Annotated in this window: 9 protein-coding genes; 3 read left to right on the top strand and 6 right to left on the bottom strand. The window is 35.8% G+C overall.

What is annotated here, in order from left to right; all coding sequences use genetic code 11:
- Nucleotides 1–144: 144 nt before the first annotated feature.
- Nucleotides 145–510 (bottom strand): CvfD/Ygs/GSP13 family RNA-binding post-transcriptional regulator, encoded by a 366-nt coding sequence (locus tag FC86_RS02240; RefSeq protein WP_056974403.1) that lies wholly within the window; start codon nucleotides 508–510, stop codon nucleotides 145–147.
- A gap of 82 nt (nucleotides 511–592) precedes the next feature.
- On the opposite strand from FC86_RS02240, the gene FC86_RS02235 reads away from it, so the two are divergent.
- Together FC86_RS02235 and FC86_RS02230 are read left to right on the top strand one after the other, a co-directional pair.
- The gene (locus FC86_RS02235) at nucleotides 593–1,585 is read left to right on the top strand and encodes an NAD(P)/FAD-dependent oxidoreductase (RefSeq protein WP_082618829.1); all 993 of its coding nucleotides are present in this window, start codon (nucleotides 593–595) and stop codon (nucleotides 1,583–1,585) included.
- Between the two features lie 60 nt (nucleotides 1,586–1,645).
- On the top strand, nucleotides 1,646–2,284 hold the full coding sequence (locus FC86_RS02230) for a VTT domain-containing protein (protein WP_056974401.1): 639 nt from the start codon (nucleotides 1,646–1,648) through the stop codon (nucleotides 2,282–2,284).
- Between the two features lies 1 nt (nucleotide 2,285).
- On the opposite strand, the gene FC86_RS02225 is transcribed toward FC86_RS02230, so the two are convergent.
- The 5 genes from FC86_RS02225 to FC86_RS02205 are packed head-to-tail and all read right to left on the bottom strand — an operon-like array spanning nucleotide 2,286 to nucleotide 5,812.
- The gene (locus tag FC86_RS02225) at nucleotides 2,286–2,891 is read right to left on the bottom strand and encodes a TIGR01906 family membrane protein (RefSeq protein WP_056974400.1); all 606 of its coding nucleotides are present in this window, start codon (nucleotides 2,889–2,891) and stop codon (nucleotides 2,286–2,288) included.
- Between the two features lies 1 nt (nucleotide 2,892).
- A complete protein-coding gene (locus FC86_RS02220) occupies nucleotides 2,893–3,663 on the bottom strand; it encodes a TIGR01457 family HAD-type hydrolase (protein ID WP_056974399.1) in 771 nt (256 codons plus the stop codon).
- Nucleotides 3,660–4,109 (bottom strand): YutD family protein, encoded by a 450-nt coding sequence (locus tag FC86_RS02215; protein ID WP_056974398.1) that lies wholly within the window; start codon nucleotides 4,107–4,109, stop codon nucleotides 3,660–3,662. Before FC86_RS02215 ends, FC86_RS02220 begins: the two co-directional genes overlap by 4 nt.
- A gap of 11 nt (nucleotides 4,110–4,120) precedes the next feature.
- Nucleotides 4,121–5,482 carry a bifunctional metallophosphatase/5'-nucleotidase gene (locus tag FC86_RS02210; protein ID WP_056974397.1) on the bottom strand — a complete coding sequence of 454 codons (1,362 nt, stop codon included), beginning with the start codon at nucleotides 5,480–5,482 and terminating at the stop codon, nucleotides 4,121–4,123.
- Nucleotides 5,483–5,500: 18 nt separating this feature from the next.
- On the bottom strand, nucleotides 5,501–5,812 hold the full coding sequence (locus FC86_RS02205) for a hypothetical protein (RefSeq protein WP_056974396.1): 312 nt from the start codon (nucleotides 5,810–5,812) through the stop codon (nucleotides 5,501–5,503).
- Nucleotides 5,813–5,968: 156 nt separating this feature from the next.
- Here FC86_RS02205 and pepV point away from each other — a divergent pair, with 156 nt between their 5' ends.
- Nucleotides 5,969–7,372, top strand: a complete 1,404-nt coding sequence (gene pepV, locus FC86_RS02200; RefSeq protein WP_056974395.1) for a dipeptidase PepV — start codon at nucleotides 5,969–5,971, stop codon at nucleotides 7,370–7,372.
- The last annotated feature ends 1 nt before the right edge of the window (nucleotide 7,373 follow it).

The raw sequence follows: 7,373 nt of genomic DNA, 5'->3' as shown, positions 1-7,373 counted from the left end.
CAACCTGACGACTTAATTACTATACCATGTTATCTTTTGCTTTGCAACTCTTTTTTTAATCTTTTTTGATTTGTTTGATTTGCTTAGCTATCGCTTTTCAACGACAAAGATTATCTTACCAGCTATCAACTAATTTGACAAGGGTTATTTTGAAAATCTTTTTAAAGCTTGATAAACCCAAGGGTTAATCTCTTCAGCAATCGTTGAAAATCCCAAATTCATTCGATAATCAGTCCAATAATGTTTGCGCTTACGGCGAGTTACTTCATTAGCATCTTGTAATACACGCACAGACAAACTAATTTGACGAGAGTATTCATCAATATCAATAATAACAGCTTTAATTACTTTGCCCACTTTAAATGCTTCTTCTACATTTGTCACAAATCCTTGTTTACATTCTGAAATGTGAATGAGACCTTGCTTATTATCTCCTAAATCGACAAATACTCCATACGGCTGAATACCATTTACTTTGCCTTCAACAACTTGACCTATTTTAAAATCCATTTATACAATTCCTTTCTTTACATTAATATCATGACAGATGTAATCTTATATTGGAAGACTAATTTATAAATAAGGTGTGTATATGATGACTAATTATGATGTTGCAATCATTGGGGGCGGCCCAGTGGGTATGTTCGCCGCTTCTTTTTCAGCCCTACACGGTGCTAAACCAATTCTACTAGAAAGCTTATCCGAAATTGGCGGACAACCAAAAATGATTTATCCAGAAAAAGATATCACAGATATCGCTGGTTTTAGCAGGATTTCTGGCGAAAAAATCACCCGACAATTGATTGAACAAGTGCAATCTTACGACATTGCTATCCAAACTAATTTTAAAGTTTCTACTATAGAAAGAGCCGACTCTTACATCTTAAAAAGTGAGCAAGGCGAATCCGTAAAAGCCAAATCCATTATAATTGCTACAGGTAATGGCTCTTTCAATCCCAAGAAACTGCCTATCAAAATCAAAGACACTACTATTGAAGACAAAATTCATTATACTGTCTCTGAGATTGAAACATTCACTGACAAAACCATTGCTGTTTTTGGTGGAGGCGACTCTGCAATTGACTGGGCTAATATGATTTCTGAGGTTGCTAAAAAAGTCTATGTCGTTCACAGACGTGATAGTTTTAGAGCGATGGCTTATAATGTTGACCAACTAAAAGCAAAGGAAAACGTTGAGTTTGTTACACCGTTTTTACCAAAAGACGTTGAACTAACCTCGACCAGTCAACTCGACTTCACTTTGAAACAACTCAAGCCTCAAACGGATCCTTACCATCTTATCTGTGACAACGCTATTGTTAGCTATGGTTTCAATACCACTAACCAGCTGCTTTCAGCTATTGACGTTGATACCGAAAGAGGCTTTATCTGTGTTGATGAAACAATGCAAACTAATTTACCACGTGTCTTTGCCATTGGAGACAGCATTACTCGTTCTGGCCACCTTCCATTGATTACGCTTGGATTTGGTGAAGCACAGGTGGCTGTCACAACACTAATGAAAGACTTATTTACAGATAATAATATGGCTGTTCACTCAACCAGCTTAAACAAACCACAATAACTCTCTTCATTAAAAACTGGTATACTAAGACAAGAAAACTAACATCTTAAGGAGTCCTTTATGCAACTGATTGATTTTATTTTGCACATTGACCATCATCTGGTTAATGTGGTGAACAGTCTTGGCATCTATAGTTATGTCATTTTGTTCCTAATTATTTTTATTGAAACTGGATTGGTCGTCTTCCCTTTCTTACCGGGAGACTCATTGATTTTTGCCGCAGCAGCAATGTGTGCCAATCCAAAATATTCACTCAATATTTTTATTTGTTACCTCATTTTCATTGTTGCCGCCGTACTTGGTGATAGCTTAAATTATGAAATTGGCCGTTGGTCGAGTGAAAAAAGTGAAAAGAGTCAATTTTTAAATCGATTTATCAATAAAGATAAACGACTAGCTGCCGAACACTTTTTTGAAAAGCATGGTGGCAAGACCATTTTACTAGCTCGATTTATTCCTTTTATCAGAACGTTCGTTCCTTTCGTTTCAGGGGCAAGTAAAATGTCTTATCCTCATTTCATCTTTTACAATGTCATAGGTGGCGTTTTATGGATTTCATTATTCTCAATTCTGGGCTATTTCTTTGGAAATATTCCACAAGTTCAAGACCACTTTTCGCTTATTGTCATTGCAATTGTCCTCATTTCTATTTTACCCATTGTTTTTATCTATTTCAAAAACAAAACAAAAAAAGCCTAACTCATCTGAGTTGGGCTTTTTTCTTTAGGGTAAACCATAATTGTACTTCATAAATTAACAGACCAATTGCAAATGTTGCCGCAAAGAATGTTTCTGGCAACACATTGATTATCGGATCTGTAGCTGGATCAAATAACCAGTCCTTATTACTAAACAATGTCTCGTGAAAAATGATAAAAAAGCTATCGAAGTTAAGGACTGCAAAAGGCACCACAATCAACGGCACAATCATACCTAAAATTAACACACTTTTAGATAATAATTTATCTTTTAGTATCCATCGATAAAAAATACCTAGCACAATGAAAACGCCTAATGCCAGTAAAAATAATACTTTCACATCTGCAAAATGTTGCGCCCCATTAACCGAAGTCGGAAAATCAGACATCTTTAGCACGGTTTGAAACGGCCAAAGCAAATAAATCATTAATTGGGTGTAGTTACCCATAATTGTTTCAGCACTAAAGCTAGTGATTTTAGTAATATCTGTTGTCTTCAAAAAGATATACAACAATGGGAAACTTGCAACAATAGCAAGTACCACAGCAGATGCTAATGAAAAAACAATAGCATACAAGCTTTTTAGCCAGCTCTTTACTGACACCATATTAAACTTCCCATTCAGACAAGGAATTAACAATATGTGTTGGTTTGTCTTTAACTGCTGCAATTTGTTCAGGAGTTGATACACCTGTATAAACTAAAATGGTATCTAGATGACTGTTAATCCCTGCCATAATATCAGTATTATAATTATCACCCACGACTGCAACGTCTGATTTATCCAATTGTAGTTGTTTCATCGCTAAATCAACTATGATTTTTTCAGGTTTTCCCATTACAACTGGTTTTTGTCCGGTAGCTGTTTCTACCATTTTCAAAATAGTTCCTGCTCCAGGAATTAGCCCTTCATGGCTTGGTAAATTAGTATCGGCGTTTGTCCCGATAAATTTAGCACCATTTGAAATTAATAATGTTGCTTTTTTGACTTTGTTGTAAGTTAAGTCTTGATCCATTCCAACAACAACATAATCAGGTGAGATTGGGTCATAAATGCATCCCGAATCTAACAATGAACGGTAAAGTCCCACTTCACCAATAATATAAACACGTGGATTTTCAATATCCTGATTTTGAATGTATTCGGCTGTTGCCATACTTGGTGTATAAATGTGAGTGACATCTGTATTCACACCATGTTTACCTAGTTTATCTACTACCATTTGTGGTGTACGTGTTGAGTTGTTAGTCAAAAAGATATGTGGAATATTTTTTTCTTGCAGGCGTTCAACAAACCTTTTTCCTGCTTCAATCGTTTCATTCCCACGGTAGATTGTGCCATCTAAATCAATTAAATATCCTTTATAGGTTTGGCTCATAGTCGTTCCCTCTTTCTTAGTACAAAGTTTTTTTGCGATTGTGTCTTTTTATTCTTAGTTCGATAGAACTTAGATTGCTTAACTTTAAGCTTTTGTTTAACGATTCCCGTTTTTTCTAAAACAAAGTAAGCTGCTCCCGGATTAACATATTCCATTAAATAGTCTTCAATTGTGTTGGCATATTGATCTAGGTGAGCTCGTTTTTTCTTACCAACGAAAAAACCCTTAAAGCGTAACTTATCATCAGCAATATCACCAACAACGTAATCATATTTTAGTAAAAATGGATCAAACCGCTCTTGCAACAATTCAACATCAATTGCATCATTATAGTTCATAGTAATATCATAAATCGCATCTTCAATTTTTAACTTATCATCTGACTGACGTTCAACGTTAGCCAGCTTATGATAGCGCTGTTTGACTTTTTCTTTTTCCTCTTTCACATTATCACCACTTATTCTTTTATAGGATAGGTTTCTTTCAAGTAATGGTTAACGCTGTCGCGCAAGAACTCGGGAAATAAAAATTCAACATCTCCTGTAATTTCAATTGTTGGGAAAAATGGAATAAAGAAGTAATGATCAACTGTCGTTAAAGTATAAATTTCTCCTAACTCTAGAGGCTTTCCTTTAACAAAGACCTGCTTGGTTTTTGCATCATACTCAATTCCTAAATATTTAATATCACCAAATATTTTCCCTCTAAATCCCATACCTTTCATTGGATAATGAGATAAGAACAGACGCATTTTTTCCATTTCACGAATTAATCGCCATAAATTATACCCGCTTAACTTCACACGAATCAAGTGCATTGGATGTGGCAACGATTGATGTAAATCATCATAAGTTATCATACCTGAGTTGAAAGGCGTAACTGCTAGTCCTGAATTCAAGATGGCTAAATCCGTTTCAGCTTGTTTAGCAACACCTTTTAGTAAAACTTGGTAAGTTTCTTCTGCATCTTCAAATTTTTGAGGCAATTCTGCTACTTTTTCTTTTTGTAGCTGTTTATGCCCTTTTGTTAACCACTCTTGTATTTGACCTTCATCGGTTCGTTTCTCAGATAAACTTTCAGTTGGAATTGTTTTGACTATTATGTTTGATACAGTGCCATCATCGGCAAAAGTCAGCTGAACATCCCCAATATTTTGACCATACTTACCTGCTGCTGCAAGCATTGTCCGGTTAACTTGTTCTCCTTGAGGAAGTAAGTGATGCGTATGTGAACCTAGAATTAAGTCAAGCTCAGGATAAGCTTTAGCCAGTCTTCTATCGGTTGGCAAACCTAGATGACTAAGCAAGATAATAGCCGACACTTTTTGCGCCTTCAGTTCAGCAATAACTCCAGGTAGCACCTCATCAACTTCTTTAATTGACCAGCCATTAGGACCATAGGTTAAAGGGTAACAAGCCGTCATACCAATAATACCAACTTTATGGTGGGCGTGTGTTTCCATAATCTTATAAGGTTGTGCAAATTTTGGGCGTTGACCATTTTTTTGATAAAGATTATCTAAAATAACATCAAATTGCGCATGGTCAAACAGATGCTGCAGTTGATCATGACTATTACCGATTCCTTCATTATTACCAATAGTTACAGCGTTATATCCAGCCTCATTCATCAAATCAATATTGATTTGACCATCTGTTGCTTCGGTTAAAGGATGCCACTTATCCATGAAATCGCCGATGTCAAATAATAATAAGTCAGGGTCTTGTTCCCTAGCTTGTTTAATATACCTTGATATTTTAGGCCACTCTTCAAAATGCGAATGTAAATCATTTGTATGGACTACTCTAATTTTTTCCAAAATTTGTCACACCTTTCATTATTCGATATTATTTGATTTCAAAATTGTCTCAAATGCCTCCTTAATTTTACCTTCTGGTTTTTGCCATTCTTCAAACTCCGTCAATTCTGGTCCAGGAAAAGTATAATTGTCATTAATATATTGCTCATACGTCACCAAGCTTGGTGACCTTGGTATATTCAATTGAACAATTCTAACTTCTTGGATTAGATTCTCTATTGCGGCTTTTTCAGCTCGACCATTCATCGTAATGTTGGCAATCTCGTAATATTTAGAACCATCATTGCGGGTTATTTGTTCTATTAAATCAAAATATTGATAATCTTGCATCGTATTCTCTTCCTAATTAGCTATCTTTTGTCTTAATTAACTCTAGTTTATCACAATCTATTTTTAACACACTAGGATTAGATGACTTAATCATTTTTATATTCCTCGATTAAATATATGTTAAAATATGATTAATACCTTAAAGGAGGAACTGATATGACTTTAAATTACAAAAAATTAGCTAAAAAATACGAAGCTGATTTACTTGAAGACTTAAAAAACTTAGTCGCTATTGATAGTTCAAGAGACGTTGAACACAAAACGGATGAATTCCCTCTAGGACCTGGTCCTGCTAAGGGTCTACAACAATACTTAGACTATGCTAAACGTGATGGTTTTACATTCAAAAACGTTGACAATCTAGCCGGACGTGTTGAATATGGTGAAGCAACTGAAGACGATGTTTTGGGAATTATTGCCCATGCTGACGTTGTACCTGCTGGTGATGGTTGGGATACTGAGGCTTTCACTATGATTGAAAAAGATGGCAAACTTTACGGTCGTGGAACAGCTGATGACAAGGGACCTGGTCTTGCTGCTTACTACGCTTTAAAAATCTTAAAAGATGAAGGCGTTAAGTTATCAAAACCTGTTCACTTTATTATCGGAACTGATGAAGAAAGTAACTGGGAAGGTTTAACTCACTACCTTAAATCAGAAAGACGTCCTGATATTGTCTTTTCTCCTGATGCAGAATTCCCAATCATCAATGGTGAAAAAGGTATTGCAACCTTTATTGTTGATTTCAAAACTAACACACAAGATGGCGATGTAAAACTCATTTCTTTTGCAGCTGGTCAACGTACAAACATGGTGCCTCATACTGCTTATGCCACTGTTAGTGGACTTGACTTTGCAAAAGTTGAAGCTGACTTTACTGAATTCTTAAAAGCTAACCAATTAACTGGGGATGCAACAGAAGAAAACGGTCAAATTAACTTCACTTTAACAGGTAAAGGTGCTCATGGTTCAGAACCTGAATTAGGTCGTAACGCTGCTACTTACTTAGCAGAATTCTTAGTTAACTTTGACTTCTCAGGTCAAGCTAAACACTACCTAGAATTCGCTGCTAATACTTTACATGAAGACTTCAAAGGTGAAAAAGCTGGAATTGCTCATCACGATGAACTAATGGGAGATGCTTCTTCTTCTCCTAACATCTTTGCTTTCAATGAAGACAACCAAACAATTGCAATCAACGTCCGTTACCCTCAAGGAACTAGCGATGACAAAATCACTGCTGGTTTACAACAAACTATCGGTGATGCTGCAACTGTTTTTGTTGATGGTCACGCTCAAGAACCTCACTACGTTTCAAAAGATAGTGAACTTGTACAAACATTGTTACGTGTTTATGAAAACCAGACTGGTAACAAAGGTCATGAACAAATCATCGGTGGTGGAACTTACGCTCACATTTTCGATAATGGTGTGGCTTTTGGTGCTCAACCAGAAACACAAGAAAATGTCATGCACCAACCAAATGAATATATGCTAAAACAAGCGTTATTCGATGCAGTTGCTATCTACATGGAAGCCATTTACGAATTAGCTAAATAAG

Source organism: Holzapfeliella floricola DSM 23037 = JCM 16512 (assembly GCF_001436605.1).
Taxonomy (GTDB): Bacteria; Bacillota; Bacilli; order Lactobacillales; family Lactobacillaceae; genus Holzapfeliella; species Holzapfeliella floricola.
The sequence above is the reverse complement of the archived record's forward strand: the minus strand, read 5'-3'. Positions and strand labels throughout refer to the sequence as shown.